Below are 20,441 nucleotides of genomic sequence, written 5' to 3'. Positions count from 1 at the left end.
AAAATCAACCTCCTAATCAAAAATAGACGGATCCCCTGCCAAGTCTGTCAGTTTTCCATTTTCCATCAGCCCACAGCCTTCCATCCATTTTTCAAATTCAGGGGAAGGCCTAAGTCCGAGAATTTCCCTGATGGTAGCATCATCATGATAACTTGTATCCTGATAACTCAACATGCAGTCATCACCACCGGCAACTCCCATAAAATAATTAGCTCCTGCTACAGCACATAAAACCGTGCCCAATTCCTGATCATTTTGATCAGCATTCATATGATTGGTATAACAGGGAGCTATCCCCATTGGGAGTCCATGCATTTTCCCCATAAATAAATCTTCCAGATCAGCCCTTATAATTTCTTTACCACTATAAATAGTTTCCGGTCCAATAAAGCCTGAAACATTATTCAGCATAAAAGGTTTATACCTCCTTGCCAGTCCATAGCACCTGGACTCCAGGGTCATCTCATCCACATTGTCATGCAGATTAAGTGAAACTTCTGAACCCTGTCCAGTTTCAAAATACATAATGTTAGGCCCTTCTGAATGGCAATATTCCAGTCCCATGTTCATAGCCTCATCCAGCATATCAACTGTAATTCCAAATGCATCATTGGCCAATTCAGTTCCTGCAAGACTTTGAAAAATCAAATCTACTGCAGTACCAGTTTTAATTGCCTTCATTTGAGTAGTAACATGTGCCAGGACACAAGTTTGGGTTGGAATATTGTATTTTTCTACAAGCTCATGGATAGAATTTATTATTCTATTATAATTTTCCACTGTATCTATAACTGGATTTACACCTATTACAGCATCGCCGCTTCCATAAGACAAGCCTTCTTTTACAGAGGATATAATTCCTTCAATGTGATCCGTAGTATGATTGGGCTGATTTCTAAAGGAAATAGTTCCAGGCAGACCTATTGTTGTCCTGCAGTGTGCTTGAACCTTGATTTTTTTTGAAGCACAAATAAGATCCATATTTGTCATAAGTTTGGCTGCAGCAGCTATGCTCTCACTGGTAAGACCCTTTCCTATATTTAAAATATCATCTTGTTTTGTATTGCTGCTTAATAAAAACTCTCGCAAATCACTTATTGTGTAATTACATATTTTATCGTATACCTTTTTATCTATTCCATCATATATGGCTCTGGTTACCTGGTCTTTTTCATAGGGAATAACCGGGTTTTCATAAATATCCTTAATAGTTAAGTTAGCCAGACAAAGCTTGGCAGCAACCCTTTCAGTTGCTGAAGCTGCTGCAATGCCATAAAGAACATCTCCAGATTTTTCTTCATTAGCCTTTCCAAGTAACTCACGTACAGATTTAAAAATGAAAGTTTTATTATTAATTGTACTTTTTAAAATCACTTGATACCCTCCCAAATAAATAATTACTTAATTAAATAACCTCCGATTCTTCCTGTTCTTCTACAACAATATCCTGTTCATCGCCTTGTGATAATTTTTTCTTGAAATAGGCAAAATAAAGTATTCCGCCCATTATTGCCAGACAAATATTTACAACCGTGGCACCCCGGAAATCCTTTGGTATTGAAAAGATTCCCAATGCAATAAACTGCCATAAGATAGTTACAAATAAAAGCGGTTTGGCAAATTTGCCAAGATTGAAATTATTTTTTCCAAACTTTATGTTTTTTCTAGCTACAGCATAACTTATAAGAGTTATGAGGTAATATACGCAGGGCAGCGCGGCTGAGGCTACAGCTAAAACTGTAGGTGTTGAAAATATCAAAAATAAAACTCCGCAAGCCCAAAGAAGTATGCATGCGTGTATTGGAGTTCCTCTTTTACCTACTACTTTAAAAACACCGCTTGCAAAAAAGGCGTTGTCTCTTGCCATGGCATAAATTGTTCTTGATGCTGAAGTCATAAATGCCAGTCCACAGGCAAAAATAGATACAATTATAACAATAAAGAATAATTTTGCAATAACAGGACCCAAGTTGGATTGTATAATAAAAGTCAATGGAGAATCTGAAGCAAAAACCTTGGAAAAGTCTTTTGTGCTAAGTGTAGCTGCTATAAGAAACAGAGTACCAAAAATTGTGCTTAAAACAATAGATACAACCATTGCCTTTGGTACATTTTTAGCAGCATCATGGGTTTCATCACTCATATTGGCAGCTGACTCAAAAGCAACAAGGGTATAAAAACCAATAAGGGATGACATAAGCAAAGGTGCCCATATAGGTTTTCCAGAAGCGGAGACTGCTGGATTAACAGCCGTAAGGCTGCCTGGATGTATCCCGTTTCTAAATGCAACAATTGCCAGCACAAAGGTCAGCAGCAGAATTCCAGCAGCTTCTGTAACAACAGATGCACTTGTAATAATGGAGGATAATTTCACACTAAATGCATTTAATAATAGATGTAATGTAAGTACTCCGATTCCAACCATGCTGACAAATCTGGGTGTGACATCAATCCCCAGCAGAGAACCCAGAACGGGTCCAACGCAGCTGCTTATAGAAGGTATAATAACTATAAAATAGCAAAATGTAATCCATCCAACAAACCAGCCAAGTCCTTTTCCATGAAATTTGGATACCCACAAGTAACATTGACCGGTAACGGGCATGAGACTTGCCAGTTCACAAAAGATTAATGCAATTAAAGTAGAACCTAATCCCACTATAGGAAATGTCCATATTCCTATGGGCCCAACGGTTGTCATAACAAGTCCATAATTCAGAAAAATTCCTGTAGTAATGGAGATAGCAGAAAATGCCACAGCAAAAGCTCCGAAAAATTTAATTGTTCTTTTTTATTAATATATCAATATTTTATTATTATTGTTGATGTATCATTAAAAATCATTTAGTATATTGTCATTATAAAAATTTTGTAAATAATATCATAAGCTTAAGCACATGTAACTTTTATCATACAATTGAATTTATTAAACAGTTTTAATTCATATAAGAGGAGAAACTTCTTATGGTTAAATTTCATCTGAATTTAGGAATCACTTGATTTATATAGTCCTGATCCCCATTTTTTTGTCATTATGGTTTCTGAATATTTTTCCAGTTTCCAATCTGGAATATTGCACTTTCCACAAGCACAAAAGGACCATTTATTTCTAAGCCATCTGGCTGATCTGCTTTTTTTGGAAGTCCACACTTCAAATTCTATATTGCAGTGAGTAGTTATCTTGCAGTGATTTCCATGAATTTCTATGGATTTTATACCATGAAGTACACCTGAACGGGAAGGCCACAATTTAATCTTCTCAATTAACTTTAAAAAATCCACATTTTTTCTATAATATTTTTTCTTCCTCTTTTCTTTAACCTGCATATTAATTGGCAGGTTTTTTTCAGCACTCAATTAAAGGACCCCCTTCATAAATGGATTTTTAAATTGACTAGGACAGTGAATCAAACAACATTGTTGCCACACCTATCTCCAGCACATCATGTATCAATCTATCTTTAATTATAGGAAAACATTCTTCCCTCAGACCAAGAGGTATACCCGGTGCTGATATCAATGTGTTGCCATCAACATGTTCTTTTTTTATAATATCTTTTGCATATGTAGCATCAAATATTAAATTATTGTTTTTTAATGCTCTGTTAGGATCTGTTATTATTTCAACTTCTGGAAATGATTTTTTCAAACTTTCAGCTTTTTGTTTCAATATGTCATATACTAAAATTCTGGCACCTCTATTTATCATAAAAAACGCAGCTCCAAAACCCACAGGCCCTGCACCTATAAGTAGCACGTTTTTGTCTTTTAAGCCTCCGGACATCAAATCAAGTGCTGCTGCATAACCTCTTCCCGTATTAAAACTATTCTCTGCCACTTTATTATTGCAGGTGTTGATTGCAATAAATTTATCATCATCTGCAATAAAAATCACTTTTGCCTTTTTTTCATATGCTTCTTCCAACCCGCTTACATCTTTATTTTTTGTAATAAAACATTTAAATCCAATACTCTCCACTATGCAACTTACAGTTTCAGAAAATCCATTTATAATTCCACTGCCGCAGGTGACAGGAACAACTCCGACTAAACTATCCTTAAAACAAGGTTCACTGTCCCTATTCTCCCTGCTAACAGCATACATGGCTATACCTGCCAATGACTTTCCTGTTTTTTCACAAAGTATCTTGTCATATCTAGCTAAATTTTCAGAAATTCCAAAAATATCTTTTGATTTAAGCAAGGTCACTTTATACATCTTCTTTCTTCCAGTTTTTTATTTTGTTTTTTAATATTATCTATAACACGCCATCTTTTATCCCATGCTTCTTTCCGGTTGTTCCCCTTTATTATCAGTGTAGCTTCCCATTCTTCCACATCTGGATTATAATTTGATATAGCTTCATCTGCTCCAAAAAAATCTCTATACAATTTCAAATGGCCTGCTTTACCCATAATATGCTCTCCACATACTTTAATAACATTTTCACTAACTTTTACATGTTCATATATTGAACATGTATTTGCATTTACTGCAAATGAGTCAAATTTACTATTTTTAGAATATATATACCAGAGACATTCCAGCAAATTAACACCGGTTGAATTGTATACTGCTGTCGGTGTCTGACTTGGCAGCCTTGCATCTATTTCCAGTACTTTCATTTTTCCCTGATTTAAAATCACCTCTACGTCAAATATACCTGTCAAATTAAGTTTTTGTGCAATTTTTATAGATATCTCTTCAAATTGCCTTATTTTATCTCTATCCAATTCAGCAGGTGCAATAACTCTTTTACAATCGTAGATTTCATCCATGTTGAGTTCAGTGACTTGAAGTACACGGTAGTTTCCCTGGAATCCAATCACCTCCAAGGAATAGGATGGCCCTTCAAGGAATTCCTGTATGACCAAATTTTCAGTATTCTTATGCCTTTCAATAAATTTATTTAACTGAAATTCATTTTCTATCTTGCACACTCCTTCACTGCCGCTGGCTTCTGATGGTTTCACAATAACAGGGAAATCACAGCAAGGCCAGATTTCAGGAACAGGTATTTGAAGTTTAGCAAATAGTTCATCTGATATAATTTTTGAAGATGAAATTGAATATGCTTTGGCATCGTATAAAATAGGTATTTTTGTCTTCAAAGCATATTCATTTAAAATATTTAGCACTTGTTGATTTTCCAATGCTGGAATTATAAACTGTACATTTTTAAAAATCTCACTGAAATTCATTTTCTTCAACAGATCAGCTTTGTAAAAATAATCGCAAAGTGAAACTGCCGGAGCATTTGAATCTTTATCAATTACCATGACTTCCCATCCAGCTTTTTTCGACAAATAAACTGCTTCAACCCCTTGAAGTTTTCCGCCTACTACAGCCACTTTCATAATTTTCCCCCCTTAATATGCAGAATAACAGTAAACCAGTTCCTTTTTCCTCTTACTCACCCAGTCCATATACTCCTTATTTGCAGCAGGAACCAATCCGCACTTTTCCAAAACAGGAATTACTCCTTTAACAGTTCTATTGCCGTCATCGATATTTAGGGTACTTTGTGAAACGCCAACCAGTCCACCTTTAGGAGGAATTATGGAAGTTACAACATTTGCTCCTGCATCCAGTCTCTCCTTTAGTCCCACAATACCTTCCACATCAAGGGATGCAGGTATTAACCTGTCAGGAAACAGCAGTCTCATAACTGCAATAATATTTAATTCCAGCAAATCATCCGTTATTTTTTCACTAAAAAGAGGGGTTCCTTTTTGTGGTACAAAACTCATGGTTCTAACCTGATGAGCATTCAATCTTTTCATTTCAGACATGGAATCTGCAATATCATTTATATTATTCCAATATCCAACTAACAGCCCTTCTTCCACTAATAAGCCGATATTTCTGGCAAAAATTTTTATATTCCATCTTTCATCATAGCTTTGATCTATTCTCAATTTTTTATATTTTTTTCTGTTGTGGGTTTCCTGATAACAGGCATACCAATCAGCACCAGCCCGTTTTAAATCAATGAGCACACTTTTTGGAACAACACCTGGTGAAATCATTATAGGCAGTTTAACCTTCTTCTTTACAGAATTAATAATTTCACTTAATTTCTCATATCCTTTTCCCTGGTTACAGTGATATTCCGGATCTTCACCCATGGTTAAATCAATCAAATTGACACCTGAATCACAAAGAGATTTTGCTATATCCACAATTTCACTTTCTGTCTTTCTATATCTTTTACAATAATCATTGGATTTTCTATAAAAACAAAAAGTACAGTCATTTCTGCAATATGTGGAAAAATACACAAATCCGTATAAAAACACCTTATTGCCAAAGTGTTTTTTTCTAAGCTCTCTTGCTGTTTTAAAAATTTCAGATCTTTCTTCAGGTTTTACCAGGCTAAGAAGATATACTATTTCTTTTTTAGACAATCCAGTCTCTAATTTTGATTTTTCCAATATATTGTCAAGTATTAAATTTTTCATAAGAATACCTCTTTTCTGTAATATAATACATTTCCTGCAATTTTAATTATATGTTCAGCTTAATACCATCCAGGTAAGTCAAACTCCTGCCCATTTTACTTATATTAGATGAATTTTTGAGAATCATTAAAATACGTTCCAGTCCAAAACCAATTCCCACCCAGGTGTCAGTTATTCCCCAATTTTCATCCAGAAAATGAGGTCCCATGGACGCAGATGCTATTTCCGTATCTTTATACATAATATCAATGGTATCGCCGTAAACTACAGATTCAGTTTTTTCCAGTCTGTAATCTTTTATTCCCACAGCATCCATTATTACAGATGCCAATTCAATAATTCTTTCATGGCGTTTTTCCATGGGCAATCCCCATTCTACTAAATTTAACATTGTAAATTCATTTAAATGGCGGCTTCCCTGAGATTCTTTTCTAAAACAGGAGCCAATTTCAAAAATTCTCACAGGTTTTTCCCATATTCGCAGTAAATCCTTTGAGATAAAATAAAGATTTGGTGCCAGCATAGGTCTTAAACATTTTTTATCATCCAGCCAGAAAACCTGGGAGTGAAGTTCATGTTCATCATCAATAGTCATCTTTTCCAGTAATCCCTTTGATAAGATGGTTGGAGTAACTACCTGCACAAAGTCATTCTTTACCAGGGCCTGCACAAGCTTTGTTTTCAAAATACATAATGCAGGTCTTTTTGTTTCATTTTTTAATGTATTAAGTTCTTGCCTGCTCTTAGCAACTAATTCCCTTTCAAATTTTTTGAAGGTATCATTGCGTTCTTTAGGCCCTGAAAAAATTCTATTTTTTTTATCTTCTGAAGCATTTAGTTCATTGAGCCTTTTCAGCTGAAGTTCTGTCCATTTAATGTTCATTTAATATCACCTGTCCTTTTAATACTTTGGAATATTGTCTAAAATATATCTAATATGTGGGAAATCATCTTTTGCATGGGGAAAATTCATAGCACCGTAAAACTCAATTTGAAAATCCTTTTCCGCTGCCGACTCAACAAAATTAATATCTTTCGATACTTTTTCAGCCTCAGTTCTTTTGTCTGTATTTAAAAGAGCTATCCTTGCACCTTCACCAGCTGCATTTCCAACTGTAACCACATCTTTCAAATCGCAATCCGGAAACAATCCTATGACAAGAGCACTCTCTTTATTTATATAATTACCAAAAGCACCCGCAAGTACAACTCCTTCCACAGATTTCGCTCCAAGTCTTTTCATTAAAATTTTTGCTCCTGCATAAAGTGCAGCTTTTGCAAGCTGGACAGCTCTTACATCTTTTTGTGCAATGCAAATATCTTTTCCCGTATATGTTTCCTCTTTCCAAACAAGTACATATTCCATCCTTCCCTTATCATCTCTACGGATTCTGTGGGATGCCATCTTCTTGTTAAATGAACCGTCAGTTCCAATTATCCCGGTCTTATACATTTCTGCAATGACATCAATTATTCCAGAACCGCATATTCCCCTGGCACTTTTTTTTCTCAGCTCACTTTGCCATTTATCTTCCCCAATCACTTTGAAATCAGGTTTTAAAGATACCGTATCTATTTTTACTCTCTCAATTGCCCCGGAAGCTGCTCTCATTCCACATTTTATCTGTGCTCCTTCAAGAGCTGGACCTGTAGCACAGGAAGTTGAAAACAATATATCTTTGTTTCCGAAATCTATCTCACCATTCGTCCCAATATCAATTACAAGCAGCAGTTTATCCTGTTTATAAGGTTCTTCTGAAATCAGTACGGAGACATTATCTGCACCTACAAAACCCGCTTCAATAGGCAGACTGTAAACATAGGCACCATTTGAAATTTTTATTCCCAGTTCCCTTGCTTTAATGTTCAATCCATCTCTTACTACAGATGGGAAAGGAGACTGTCCAAGGTATTCCGGATCTATATTTAATGCTATATGATGCATTGCAGTGTTGAATACAAGTACTACATCATACACATCAGATATGCTTGCAGATATTGAATGAGCCATCTGTTCAATAAGCTTATTTATTTCTTTAATAATCAAATCATGCATTTCCCCAAGTCCCTTTTCATTTACAGTACAATAGGAAATTCTTGAAAGTACATCATCCCCATATGGAATCTGGGGATTTAAGCCAGAGGCACTATTTAATATTTTACCAGTGGATAAATCACACAAGCTGGCTGCAATGGTTGTGGTGCCCACATCTATGGCAGCTCCATATATTCTCTTGTTTAATCCCGGTTCCAGGTATATGATCTCTCTGTCCATCCACAATGTGACGGTTATATTATATCTTCCCTTCCTCAATACAGAGGGCAAAGCCAGCAGCACTTTGTAATCAATGGATATATCTTCTTTTTTTAGATGTTTAAATTTATGAACCAATTCATCTTTAACACGGTTAAAATCATCTCTGTAATCTTTAAGTGTTGGTTTCTCAAGTTCTATATAATATTTCTTCACTGCAGGATTTAACTCAAACAATTTTTTCTCTGCAGCCTGAAGAATTACCTGTTTTCCCCTCTGACTTTCATCTGGAACATAAATTACAATATCTCCCATTATTTTAGTACAGCAGGCCAATCTGTAATTTTTTAGCTGTTCTTCCTGTGTCAGCAGCTGTTTTTCCTTTTCTGTAATTGGTGATAAATTAGTAATTTTAGAATTAATGCCATACTTTTCAAAAAAGCCTTCTTCCAATTTAACTTTGCATTTTCCACAATTCCCATTTCCACCGCAGGGTGACTCCAGATTAACCCCAAATTCCTGGGATACCTCCAAAATAGTTCTGCCTGAGCGCACTCTGCCCTTACGGCCTATAGGTTGAAAAACAACATTTATCTGCACTAACTCCACCCCTTCCACTATGAATTTTTATACAATATGAAATTTAATTTAATAAATTTTAAATATAAAAAAATCCCATCACTATTGTAATTTTTATAAAGTAACATAAAAATTTAAACAAATGATGGAACCCATAAAAGCTTATGGCAAATAAACCTATATATAATTTTATATAATTAACTATTATTTTTAATGAAAAATAGTCAAGATTATATAATGGCGGAGAGTCCGGGAGTCACACCCGGCTACACGAATTTAGAGTCCATGCGATCCTTCCGATCCACCCTCCATGATAAAAAATATCTTGACTATTTCAGGAATATTGATTTGTATTTTATCACTTACCTGGTTATAGTGTCAATTGTTTCAAAGTTCTATTTCTTAAATTATTTTTAATCCGAAACAAAATTCCAGTGTTTGTAAAACTCCAGAATTCTGCTCCGGAGTCCTGCTATTTATTCCAGTAGGTAAGTCCTAAATCAGTCAAAATCTTTACTGCATCATCATATATATCTAGGTATTCTTTAGTAGGAACCAAATTCACAACATCATAGCATTCTTCAAAAGATTTGCCCTTTGGAGCAGTTTTATAATTTTTCTCATATAATGCTACAAGTTTGTCTAAAATTTCATTTACTTTTTCAGTTTCCATTCCTGCAGCTGCAATAGCTGATTGTGCCATCATCCTTGATTCAAGGCCTGTAGTAAAATTAGTAGCTACACCTTTTGCAGATGCAACTCCCGATAAAATTTCACGGCCGCTTGCAGTGTCGGTAATAGCCTGTGCTGCCGTCTCAAGCAGGCACATAACAGTACAAGGTCCTGCTGCCGTATAATATTGATTTCCCAACATTAGATGTGTGTTGGCCTCTATTGCCATTGCACAGTGAGCGGCTACAGCTAAAGCCTCTCTAGCTGTAGTTATGCCCCAGCGTACATGTATAGGACCATCTAAATGCCAGGTTGCCTGGGTCATAATAAACGCATTTATAGTGGTTGCCACATCTATAATCGTGGTTTCTTCCAATCCTCCAGCATAACCACCATATATAGGCATTTGTTCACTCATGATTATATCTCCAGCCAGTACATAATGAGCATTAAAAACCAATGCACCTACATCAATTTTCAACTCATTTAACTGGGATATTTCATGACTGTCGGATGCCCTCATTCCACCTGGAAAATCTGCTGCAATTACTCCAGCTGGTGAAAGTGAAGTTTCGTTGCCCTACAATCCCATTCCAGGTCTGCCGGCTCTGAGCTGTGCAGCCCTGACCATAATAGCTTCAGATTTAACTGCAGCTATTTCCCATGGACTTCCCGGGACAGGATCATGCCCATTAATTGTCTGCAATACACCATCAACTATGGTGTCAATCAGTGGTTCCTGTGCATAGGACTGATGTATTGCAAGAAAATATTCTTCACTGCAGGGTGCTCCCGTAGGTCCTCCCTGTATAACAGGAGGTTTGGAATCCTTATAACTTCTGCAGGATAATTCCACTGCATCTTTTCCTTCTCCATATATTACTTTTGATGGTGCCCCTTCTATTGCAGTTAGGACTTCTTCGCGGGTATATTTTATTATTCGTTTAGTGTCCATGCAATATATTCCACACTCAACCAGCATATCCAATCCTGCTTTAAAAAGATTGTTTATTAAATTTTTATCAGTTGGAATTATCTTATGCTTATCCATTTTTATTTCATATTTCTTTTTAAGCTTTGAAGCTGTCTGTGGAATTACTTTTGAATCCCACTGTGATTCATCCATTTTCTTCCCGGTTTTTGCTCTGTCAAAAATATCAAATACAGTTACTTTCTTTCCAATAGTCATTTACTTCTACCCCCTTTTTTTACTCATTAATTCTCTTGCTATTTTTACAGCTCCTGATGCACTTTCCGAATATCCATCTGCACCAATTTTTTCTACCCACTCTTCAGATACAGGTGCTCCGCCGAACATACATATGAACTGATCACGTATTCCCTCTTCTTTCAAAAGACTTATAATGTCCCTCTGCGACGGCATTGTAGTTGTCATCAAGGCAGATCCTGCAATTATATCCACTTTACATTCTTTGGCCTTTTCAATTACTTCTTCTACAGGCACATCTCTTCCCATGTCAATTACTTTAAAACCACTTGCAGACAACATGGTCTTTACAATATTTTTTCCTATATCGTGTATATCTCCCTGAACGGTATGAACCAAAACTGTTCCCTGTGAAACACTGTTTTTCATTTCCTCGGACATTGTGGAAGTCAGGATAGACACTGCATTTTCAAATGCTTCTGAAGCAATCAGTAATTGTGGGACAAATACTTCTCCCTGGTCAAAGAGATCACTCATGGTTTCCATTCCCTTTGCCAATCCATCACTAATTGCAATCAATGGATCTATACCCGCTTCAACTGCTTCTTTAGCACTTTCTTCAGCCAACTCAGTATCCATTTCTTCAATTGATTTCTGGAGTTTAGATAAAATATATTTCTGATCCATTTAATTACCCCCTTTAAACTTTATGATTTTAAATACAATTTATAATTTTTCTATAAGTATTTAACCATTTTATTAATTACCTTAAAAGCACAGACATTTCACGAATACTTTATCAAAATCTTCACCATTTGACAGCTCAACAACTTCAACTTTATTTACAAGCTGCTCCATTTCTTTTCTATAATTTTTATTAAGCAAGAAAGCCTGTCCTCCAGATTTAGATGTATTTCCAATAAAATCTATTTTTCCTTTAAAAGCTCCCGGCAGAAGTCCTATATTCAAAAGGCTTTTGGCCCTCAAATGATATCCAAAGGATCCTGCTATCAGTACTCTGTCAACTTTTTCCGCCGATACACCCTTACTTTTCATCAGGAATTCAATTCCTGACCTTACAGCACCCTTTGCCAATTGTACCTGTCTTATGTCTTTCTGGTATAAAAATACATCCTCCGCTATTTTAAATACGGTTTTACCTTCCTTTTTTATCAATCTGGCCTTTAATTTTTCAGGTAAAGTTTCACTGTCATTTGATTTGAATCTGCCGCTTTTGCCTATTACCCCATTTGCCACAAGTTCTCCTATAATATCCAGAAGACCGCTTCCGCAAATTCCTATAGGTTTTCCATTATTTATGGTTTTGATTTCAACAGATCCATCCTTCTTCATATTGAAATATTCTATGGCCCCTGTGGCCGCTCTCATTCCATAGGTAATATTCATACCTTCAAAGGCAGGTCCTGCAGCTGTTGAAGTAGCTGATAATTCTCCCTCTCTGGCTATTACCATTTCTCCATTTGTGCCAATATCAACAAACAAAGTCGTGCCAGTTTTATCCTGAAGTCTTGAAGCAAGTACCCCTGATGTTATGTCAGGCCCTACATAAGCCGAAATAATAGGAGGCAGATATATTAGACCTATTTCAGAAATATCTAAATTGTGCTCTCTGGCAGTTAGATAATTCCCTCCTCTTATCTTTGGCGTATATGGATATTTCCCCAGAGAAGTTGGATTTACATTAGCTGCAAGATGTATCATGCAGGTATTCCCGCTGAAAATAACTTCATATACATTGTCTCTAGCTATACCTGACTGTAATAAAACTTCTTTTATCATATTGTTTATCTCTTTTATTATTCCAGAGTACATGATATTTAATCCTTCCTCTTCAGAGGCAAATTTTATTCTGGACAACACATCCTGAGCATGAAGACTCTGTGGATTTAAAGCGGAAACCGAATTTAATTCTTCACCTGTATTTATGTTTATAAGTGATGCTACCAGGGTTGTAGTTCCAATATCTACAACAATTCCATAATTTAATTTGGACGTATCTCCATTTTCCTCACCTATAATTTTTTCTCCTGCATATATATAGGTTTTTCCATCTTCTTCATAAACTTTTTTTATGAAGCTATCCAACTCAATGTCAAATATTTTACCATCATTTAATATTTCCAGAGTCTTGTTTAAATTATTTGAAACTATTTTCACACCAATATCTCCAATAACTTTTGACTGACATGCAAGAACATATCCTTCCGCTTTTTCTTCATCTGTAACATGATGCTGATCATCACTTTGAAGTACATCTTCCATATTTCCACTTGTTATCTTAACTTTACATTTGCCACAGATACCAACGGCATTGCAGGGAGATTCCATCAGCACTCCTGCTTTTCTTGCAGCCTCTAAAATAGTAGTGCCCTTTTCCACTTCTACGCTTTTACCATTCATAAAATTTACATTTACCATAAAGTTACGACTCCTTTACCACTTCTGTCATGGAAGCTATATTTTTTAATGGAGTTGAGGTACTGAGCCCGCAGGCAGGTGATATTATGTCTATACCTTCTTTAACCAATCGCTCTGCTTGTGCTGACACTTTATCCGAATCACTGAATTCCAATAAAAATGTACTTAGATTACCCATAGTAGTTAACTGTGGATACTCTTCTTTCAGCTGCTTTAAATTTATAAGCGCATCTACACTTATAGCATCGGATTTGAGTTCCGGTATATATTTTTTCACCGAATTCATCTTCCCGCATATGTGAATGATAACCGGGACTCCCATAGCATGAACTGCATCAGCTACTTTGTTCAAATATCTAACTGCATATTCCTTGAACATTTTAGGGCCTAAGATCTCTCCTGTAGCTGTAGGGTCAGCTATTGAAATAACTGAAGCTCCACTTTCCACCATAAGTCTTGCAAATTCAATAATATGATCAGCCGCATAATCTATTACCTTGTGGGCATCCTCTGATTTTTTTCTCAAATCCTTTAGAAAAGTTATGGGATCCACAATTGATGCCGATGTACTTACCGGTCCTGTGAGACTTCCTATGACAGGTACATCCGGGTATTTCTTTGACAGTGTATAAGTTGATTCAGCAATAGCTTTAACTCTATCATTTTTTTCCATAGCTCCCGATTCCCTGTATATTACATCCGATACTGAGGGAAAAGCTTCCTTTTGTATTTTAGGTTCACAGGAAAGGCTTCCATAATTTATCTGGCTGCCAAGTACTTCTGCTTCCACGGTCATGCAAAATGGTATGCCAAAATTTTCAAAACCCGTATTTTCATGAACGTCACTGGCAATTTTAGTCATTACCTCACTGTCATGATGTCCATCAGGCAGTTTGTTGCCAGTCTTGTCCATGATTTCCACAATTGCTGAATTCATCATTCCACCAGGGCAAATTACAGGAGATCTGTCAACAGTTTGTTTATTGAAGGTACGCAATATTCGTTCCTTGGGACTTAAATCATTCATTACAATCACCTCATTTTGTAGTCCATATACTGATATTAAGCTGTAATTTCTTCACTGACTTCAGCTCCAACCAGATGCTTGGCCAATCTAATTGCTTCAGATGCATTTACAGAATATCCATCTGCTCCGATTTTATCTGCAAAGTTTTTGGATATAGGTCCTCCTCCCACCATTACTTTAAAGCTGTCTCTGATATTCTCTTTTTGAAGTATTTTTATCACCTCTTCCATGACATCCATAGTTGTAGTCATGAGACTCGAAATTGCTATTATATCTGCCCTGTTATTTTTAGCTTCCTCTACAAATTTCTGTGCCGGAACATCTCTTCCCAAATCAATTATTTCAAAACCGGAGGTTTCCAGCATAAGTTTTACAAGATTTTTCCCTATATCATGAGTGTCTCCTTCTACGACACCTGTAATAACTTTATATTTGGTTCCATCTTCTGCTTTTTTTAAATGAGGTTTTAAAATATTCAGCCCTGCATACATGGCATCTGAGCACATCAACAGTTCAGGAACAAAATATTCTTCCTCCTCAAAAAGCTTGCCCGCCCTGTTCATTCCATCTGAAAGTCCTTTATCTATGGCTTCGTAAGCATCAATTTTTTCTTCTACAACTTTTTTAGCCAGTTCCAGAGCTTCTTCTTCTTCCATATTCACAACTGAATCAGACAACTTCTTAAAAATCTCTTCCTTGTTAACCGACATTTCTAATTCCCCCTTATTTTGTTCTATATTTTATAAACTGTAGCCTCGTGCTGTTTCCACCATTGCCTTTACATTTTCCAGCGGTGCATCCGGCGGCATATCACATCCCGGCATCATTACATAACCTTCTTTTGCACCGGATCTTTCTATACAATCCAGGCAGGCCTTTTTAACACCTTCCGGAGTTTCATCCTTCATCACATCTACAGGACTCATATTCCCGCCAAAAGCCATCTTTCCGCCCAGAATCTCTCTGGCTTTTCCTAAATCCACTTTGGCATCCAGTGAAATCAGATCCACTCCTATGGCTGGATAAAGATCCAAAAATTTAGTTACATTACCACATATATGTGTCATAGTGCCTATACCTGCTTTTTTCTTTTTTACTCTATCTGCCACTTTTGAAAGACAGGGAACTGCAAATTCTTCAAAAAATTTCTTCGGAATCATGTCTCCTGAGGCTGACATATCCGACATGGATACAAGCTCCACTCCCGCATCTATGAATAATTCCAGATATTTATAACATAGTTCTGAAGTGAAATCTACCAAAGCTTTGACAGCAGACTTGTCCTTTATCATGCCCTTCATCAATTTTTCAATTCCCACAATCTGCCCTGCCAGAGTCAGCTGTCCCCACTGGCTTGCAGCTATCATCGTGTCGTTCCCAATTTTGTTCTTTAATATCCTCGTAATTTTTAATAGACTTTGTATTCCTTCATCTTCACCCAATTTACTTAAATCCAGTTTATCTACCTCTGACAGCTCTTTTATCATAGGTTCTGCAATATCAGGGGATCCCTTTTCCCTGAAATTGATTTTTCCACCAATAGCATGTATGACCAGATTATTATAACCAGATGCCGTCCAGACAATATCTGAATTTACTTTTTGATTGGTTTTTATTACAATGTCCGCTGCTTTGTCGGGTTCCATTTCCATAGCACTTTTTAAGGATACTCCATTACTATTGAAACACCATGCACCTCCAGACAAAACCGTAACCGGTACTCTAGGTGTCTTTTCCATTTTTAAGGCTTTTTTTATAATCTCTTTAGAATTCACTTTACTTTCCTCCTCTTGCCTTTCAATATCATTTCCAGAATTTAAGCATCACCACATTTTGAATTTATTTCTTTTATTTAATGCATATAATATCACAGAAATTTATTTTAGTATATGTGTTAATATTACAAACTTTATTGTTGTCAAAATACAATTCATTAATAAATTCTCAAATTATACACTAAATTTATTAACATATTCTATATTTTTCTTTAATAATTTATCAAGTTATTATAAACTTTATAGCAGCTATAATCAAGATAATGCATTTTATGTACTGATATCTTTATACGTTTTGAAATTTCACAAGTCATATATTGCATATAAAGATATAAGCTCTTTACTTTTATAATGCATTGTCCTCCATATTTTTTACTATTTTATAGGCTTTCATAGCTAAAAGCAATCTCAAACAATCCTCCAGCGAATGTAAATTTACATTAAGCAGATTTTCAATTTTTTTTAATCTATACTTTAAAGTATTTTTGTGTATAAATAATTTGTCCGATGCCTCTATTATATTTGCATTTTCATTTAAATAAGCATCCAGTGTTTCCATTAAATCTATTTGATTTGTCTTTTCATAAGATAGGAGATCCTGTAATACATAATTTGCATAGCTATCTAATAATTTTCTGTTTTTAATATCAATCTCAATTAAAAACAGATATACATCCATATTTTTTAGTGACTCAGTTAAACCTGCTACTCCATCAATTCGTTTGAGTTTCAGCATCTGTTCTGCTTCATAATAACTTTTATTTATTCCTTTTATACCGGAATAAGCTTGCCCCAGTCCAAAATTAAGAATTACACCGGGATTTTCTTTTTTTATCTCTTTATCAATTTTGAATAAGATCTGCTCGAATTTCGTTGTATTTCTAAATTTCTGCGTTAAAAAAATTACAGAATTGGACTTAGTTATAACTATTACGTTGCTGGTATTAATTAAATAAACATTCTTAATTACATTCTTAATTACATTTTTAATTTCATCATATATGTTATTCATCTTTTCTTTTATTTTATAATTTTTTTCTTTTTCTAAATCCTCAAAGCCCTCTATAACTATAATTCCAATTTGATTTAGGCTATTTATATTCATACCAAACAGTTTAAATTTTTTCTCCACAAATTGAACTTCTAATCTTTTATTGTCTAAAATATCCTCTAAAATATTTTTTTTGGATAATTTATTTATATTGTCAATTATAATAGCTTTACATATTTCCGTTACAACTGCACGTTCTTCATTTAAATTAACCTGAAGATAAAAAAATGGAAATTTTAACTTCTTAATTGTTTCAACTACCTCATAAGTTAAATAATCAACAGCTTTATTTGAACAAATAATTAATCCCGATGCATTTAAATTATTTATTTCTTTTATAAATTCAATAATTCTATCCATATTGAAATAATTATTTTTTCCAGAAACAATTACCAGATCTCCACTTTGTATATTTTGAGAGATATCTTTAGTAAACTGAGCATAATTTACTTTATAAACCCACTTTATTGGAAAATTTTTTTCATTTCCGCTGCCTATTTGCCTTAAGTTTTTAAGACCTGCAAGTTTATACAAGTCACTGCATAACAACGCCATAATTATCACCTCTATTGTAATAACAATACATAAATTTTTATTTCATAAAAGAGACTACCATATAAAATAGTCTCTTGATTATATTTTCATAATTATTGGATCTAACAGAAATATAGTCCCTTGCTAGGTGCAATGTGCTTTCAATTGATTTTGATATAATTTTAGTAAATGAACGGTATTTAACTATTAACTCAAAATACTAACATATATTTTGCATTATTTCAATATGTTTATTGCATACAATAGCATATCTCAGCATTCCATTATATCGTTTTATAGAACAAATTTTATTGTAGTTTAAGTACAATGATCCATGATAAATTATTATTTTAATTATTAAGTCCATTATAATAATCTACATTTTCAACAAAATTATAAATATATTGATTATATTACATAAACCAAATTGTACATTTTTAAAAAACTGTTCCCAGTTACTTCAAATTATTTGCATGTACATATGTGTTATATTGCAATTTAAAATTAGCTCCTAAATAAATGACATGAATTTGATGGTCCGTACTTCCCTTCCTGCTCCAATAGTTGTACTTGAATTCTGCAATAAAAAAAGACATCTAAATTAGATATCTTTTTTTGTTAACATTTACTTATATTCTGCCGCAGCTTTACCCTCTGCGAAACCCCTGTGAAACTCACTTCCGTACACAAGCAAAATTTCCCTTAACCCCGACTTATTCATAATGGTGAATCTTATACCCTATTTTCTACTTCCATCATGGTGTTCTCCTCTATTTAATTTTCCTGCTGGCACGTCTTTGTCTGCTTACCTGCTTACGGTTTGTTCTGTATATTGTGTGTCCATCTGATTTCTCCTCTCGCAGCAGGCAAATTCACTTCTCTGGTAATATAAAAGCAATCCAAGAAAAACAGGGATAGTGACAATATAACTTACCCCTGCTTTTCCTCAATTGCATCAGCCCAATTGTTTCTTGGAACCTTCCAAAACCAACGCTGAACCAAACTCCTTCAAATCCGTGCTAAGATCTTCTCTTTCACACGCCGCCCCATTTCGCAGACCGGTAACAACAGGTACCTCTTTAACATCAAATTCCAGCACCTCAAACATGTGTTTCGTATAATCAATATATGATTTGAACAGGCCGGCATCAGGATTCCCCTGATTAAATGAAAGAATCAGCTTTTGTTTTACGGCATTTTCTTTGAAAAACGGAGAGAATCGCGGAGAAAATCGTGCAAACAGTCTGTCCGTGAATATCTTTCCCTGAGCACTCATCTGCCCCATGTAAATCGGCAGGCCTAAAACAATAACATCGGCATACTCAATGGCGTCATAAATTTTCTGCATATCATCGTTAATAACACAACCCTGATCCCCCCTATGACAGGCCCAACAGCCACGACACGGCTTGATATCAAGATTGCTGAAACTGAAGGATTTGGTTTTGGCACCCTGTTCCTCCGCACCTTCGAGTATTTTGTTTATGATAAAGGCGGTATTGCCTTCTTTACGCTGACTTGCCATAATTCCAATGATATTCATCCTTTTCTCCTTACACATGGGGTTTATTTCCCATTTGTTCTGTATATTGTGTGTTCATTTGATTTCTCCTCTCGCAGCAGGTAATTTTGTTTCCCTGGCAACATAATCATTCTATCACTATTTTTGTTTCTTTGTCAATAATAAAATTAGGCTGTATTGTATCATAAGCTGATTCTTTGACACAGGCCCCTTACTCAAAATCATTTCCAGTTGTGGTATCCACACCTCGCTTCTTTATTTCCGCATCCAAATGCCTACTGTAGTTTTCCGCGAAACTAAGTATGATATTAAGTTGTTCCTCGGTTACCTGCTGAAATATGGCCTTATCCCGCTCTTGAAACTCTTTGTGCAGTTCCTCATGGATTTTATAAATTGCCTTCCCCTGCTCAGTAAGCCTAAAATAGATTTCTTTCTTATTATCCGGCTTCTTGTAGCTTTCAACAACGCCCTTTTTTATGAGTTTCTTGGTCAATTTACTTATTGCACCCCTGGTCATATAAAAGGACTCCGCAAGTTTTGTCACGTTGGAATCTACATTTCTTCCAATGTATTCCACGCAATGTACTTCAGAAGACTTATAACCTTTAAGTCTGTCTTTCATTTTAAACTTCTCAAGGAAAGCCTTCTTGTATAATAAGTCCCTGAAACTCATTTCGATCTGCTCTTCTTTGTTCATAACCTGTCCTCCCGCCCGTTGATACATTAATAATATTATATTAAACTTTTGTTTCTATTTCAACAATATTAAAGTAATTATTCTAAGATAGGTTTGCAGACCTTTAGATTTGAAGCAGATAATAATATTAATTGTGCTAATATACTACCCGCAATCAATCCACCAACAATAAAAATTATGCAGCGGTTAAATTCTAATTCTGTACGTTCTCCTCTTATTACATTATTTTAATTATTTATTTTAGGTTTACATTTTATTTTA

At 35.1% G+C, this 20,441-nt stretch carries 17 protein-coding genes and 1 pseudogene; all 18 read right to left on the bottom strand.

Translation table 11 applies throughout. The annotated features are described in order from the left end of the window. Positions 1–12 precede the first annotated feature (12 nt). The 18 genes and pseudogenes from ACYUJ6_RS07475 to ACYUJ6_RS07390 all read right to left on the bottom strand — a co-directional run bounded on the left by ACYUJ6_RS07475 (position 13) and on the right by ACYUJ6_RS07390 (position 20,398). Positions 13–1,374 carry an ethanolamine ammonia-lyase subunit EutB gene (locus ACYUJ6_RS07475; RefSeq protein ID WP_461845194.1) on the bottom strand — a complete coding sequence of 454 codons (1,362 nt, stop codon included), beginning with the start codon at positions 1,372–1,374 and terminating at the stop codon, positions 13–15. Between the two features lie 31 nt (positions 1,375–1,405). Further along, complete coding sequence (locus tag ACYUJ6_RS07470; RefSeq protein WP_461845469.1) at positions 1,406–2,782, bottom strand: APC family permease; 1,377 nt, start codon at positions 2,780–2,782, stop codon at positions 1,406–1,408. A 203-nt stretch (positions 2,783–2,985) separates the two neighbouring features. Continuing rightward, a complete protein-coding gene (pylSn, locus tag ACYUJ6_RS07465; protein WP_461845468.1) occupies positions 2,986–3,327 on the bottom strand; it encodes a pyrrolysine--tRNA(Pyl) ligase small subunit in 342 nt (113 codons plus the stop codon). A gap of 67 nt (positions 3,328–3,394) precedes the next feature. After that, the gene (gene pylD / locus ACYUJ6_RS07460; RefSeq protein ID WP_461845193.1) at positions 3,395–4,219 is read right to left on the bottom strand and encodes a 3-methylornithyl-N6-L-lysine dehydrogenase PylD; all 825 of its coding nucleotides are present in this window, start codon (positions 4,217–4,219) and stop codon (positions 3,395–3,397) included. Further along, complete coding sequence (gene pylC, locus ACYUJ6_RS07455; RefSeq protein ID WP_461845192.1) at positions 4,207–5,358, bottom strand: 3-methylornithine--L-lysine ligase PylC; 1,152 nt, start codon at positions 5,356–5,358, stop codon at positions 4,207–4,209. Before pylC ends, pylD begins: the two co-directional genes overlap by 13 nt. A gap of 12 nt (positions 5,359–5,370) precedes the next feature. Beyond that, positions 5,371–6,462: a methylornithine synthase PylB gene (gene pylB, locus ACYUJ6_RS07450; RefSeq protein ID WP_461845191.1), complete on the bottom strand. Its 1,092-nt coding sequence runs from the start codon at positions 6,460–6,462 to the stop codon at positions 5,371–5,373. Between the two features lie 46 nt (positions 6,463–6,508). After that, positions 6,509–7,345, bottom strand: a complete 837-nt coding sequence (pylSc, locus tag ACYUJ6_RS07445) for a pyrrolysine--tRNA(Pyl) ligase large subunit (protein ID WP_461845190.1) — start codon at positions 7,343–7,345, stop codon at positions 6,509–6,511. Between the two features lie 18 nt (positions 7,346–7,363). Further along, the gene (locus ACYUJ6_RS07440; RefSeq protein ID WP_461845189.1) at positions 7,364–9,316 is read right to left on the bottom strand and encodes an ASKHA domain-containing protein; all 1,953 of its coding nucleotides are present in this window, start codon (positions 9,314–9,316) and stop codon (positions 7,364–7,366) included. Between the two features lie 451 nt (positions 9,317–9,767). Then, a pseudogene (locus tag ACYUJ6_RS07435) lies at positions 9,768–11,156 on the bottom strand (monomethylamine:corrinoid methyltransferase). A gap of 6 nt (positions 11,157–11,162) precedes the next feature. After that, the gene (locus ACYUJ6_RS07430; RefSeq protein ID WP_461845188.1) at positions 11,163–11,822 is read right to left on the bottom strand and encodes a corrinoid protein; all 660 of its coding nucleotides are present in this window, start codon (positions 11,820–11,822) and stop codon (positions 11,163–11,165) included. Between the two features lie 81 nt (positions 11,823–11,903). Next, a complete protein-coding gene (locus tag ACYUJ6_RS07425) occupies positions 11,904–13,574 on the bottom strand; it encodes an ASKHA domain-containing protein (RefSeq protein WP_461845187.1) in 1,671 nt (556 codons plus the stop codon). A 4-nt stretch (positions 13,575–13,578) separates the two neighbouring features. Next, positions 13,579–14,601, bottom strand: coding sequence for an MtaA/CmuA family methyltransferase (locus ACYUJ6_RS07420; protein WP_461845186.1), 1,023 nt, complete (start codon positions 14,599–14,601; stop codon positions 13,579–13,581). A 35-nt stretch (positions 14,602–14,636) separates the two neighbouring features. Continuing rightward, on the bottom strand, positions 14,637–15,311 hold the full coding sequence (locus ACYUJ6_RS07415) for a corrinoid protein (RefSeq protein WP_461845185.1): 675 nt from the start codon (positions 15,309–15,311) through the stop codon (positions 14,637–14,639). 30 nt (positions 15,312–15,341) lie between these two features. Next, positions 15,342–16,376, bottom strand: coding sequence for a uroporphyrinogen decarboxylase family protein (locus tag ACYUJ6_RS07410; protein ID WP_461845184.1), 1,035 nt, complete (start codon positions 16,374–16,376; stop codon positions 15,342–15,344). A 346-nt stretch (positions 16,377–16,722) separates the two neighbouring features. Beyond that, positions 16,723–17,982, bottom strand: coding sequence for a helix-turn-helix domain-containing protein (locus ACYUJ6_RS07405; RefSeq protein WP_461845183.1), 1,260 nt, complete (start codon positions 17,980–17,982; stop codon positions 16,723–16,725). Between the two features lie 934 nt (positions 17,983–18,916). Next, positions 18,917–19,504: a flavodoxin family protein gene (locus ACYUJ6_RS07400; RefSeq protein ID WP_461845182.1), complete on the bottom strand. Its 588-nt coding sequence runs from the start codon at positions 19,502–19,504 to the stop codon at positions 18,917–18,919. Positions 19,505–19,694: 190 nt separating this feature from the next. Beyond that, positions 19,695–20,180 carry a MarR family transcriptional regulator gene (locus tag ACYUJ6_RS07395; protein WP_461845181.1) on the bottom strand — a complete coding sequence of 162 codons (486 nt, stop codon included), beginning with the start codon at positions 20,178–20,180 and terminating at the stop codon, positions 19,695–19,697. Positions 20,181–20,257: 77 nt separating this feature from the next. Beyond that, positions 20,258–20,398 carry a hypothetical protein gene (locus ACYUJ6_RS07390; RefSeq protein WP_461845467.1) on the bottom strand — a complete coding sequence of 47 codons (141 nt, stop codon included), beginning with the start codon at positions 20,396–20,398 and terminating at the stop codon, positions 20,258–20,260. Between the last annotated feature and the right edge of the window lie 43 nt (positions 20,399–20,441).

The sequence above is a fragment of the Clostridium sp. JNZ X4-2 genome, assembly GCF_054889485.1.
The sequence above is the reverse complement of the archived record's forward strand: the minus strand, read 5'-3'. Positions and strand labels throughout refer to the sequence as shown.